The organism is Pseudomonas sp. B14(2022) (assembly GCF_012030485.1).
Lineage (GTDB): Bacteria > Pseudomonadota > Gammaproteobacteria > Pseudomonadales > Pseudomonadaceae > Aquipseudomonas.
Window position 1 is genome coordinate 1 of record NZ_JAAUVM010000055.1, and the last position, 855, is coordinate 855.

Here is an 855-nt window from a genome sequence, read left to right on the forward strand (position 1 = left end):
GAGCGGTACGGCGTTAAAAGGTGTTGCCGGGCGTTTGGGGTCAACCGCAGTAGCTTCTACGCCTGGCGCCAGCGCCAAGGCAGAGCAAATCCTGAAAGGGACAAGCTCAAAGCCGCGCTGGTCAGGCACCACAAGGCATCCAGAGAGTCGGCCGGCGCACGTACTTTGTCCAAGGAGCTGCAAGCCAAAGGGCATCGTATCGGGCGTTATATGGCTCGCAGTTTGATGCGCGAAGCTGGCATCGCCAGTCGTCAGCGCAGGCGCCATAAGTACAAGTCGCCGGGCGTAGAGGCCTTGGTGGCGCCGCATATGCTCAAGCGGAAATTTGATGTGACGATGGTTAATCAGGTGTGGTGTGGCGACGTAACCTACATCAAGGTCGGAAAGCGGTGGATGTACTTCGCCGCTGTTCTGGATCTGTACGCTCGCAGGATCGTGGGCTGGTCGTTCTCGATGATTTCTGATGCCAACCTGACCTGCGAAGCGCTGCGCATGGCGATTGAGCTACGCGGCCATCCCCGGGATGTGTTGTTTCATTCTGACCAAGGTTGTCAGTACACCAGTCATAAATTCCGAAACGAGCTGCTGAAACAAGGGTTTAGGCAGAGTATGAGCCGTAAAGGCGAGTGCTGGGACAACGCCCCGATGGAGCGTTTCTTTGGCAGCTTGAAATCAGAGTGGGTGCCTGAAACGGGCTACAAACTGGAACATGAGGCCCGAGCAGACGTGCAGCGCTATGTCTCGCGCTACAACATCAGCAGGCCTCATAGCTACAACGACTACCGGTCGCCGGTCGTGAAGGAAAGGTTGGCGGCGTGAACCTTAATCAGTGTCCAAGATTACTTGACCAGTTCA

At 56.3% G+C, this 855-nt stretch carries 1 protein-coding gene; it reads left to right on the forward strand.

Annotated elements, in window-relative coordinates; all coding sequences use genetic code 11:
- The coding region (locus HCF10_RS30975; protein ID WP_167657092.1) for an IS3 family transposase at positions 1-819 on the forward strand (819 nt) is incomplete at its 5' end.
- Positions 820-855: the final 36 nt, after the last annotated feature.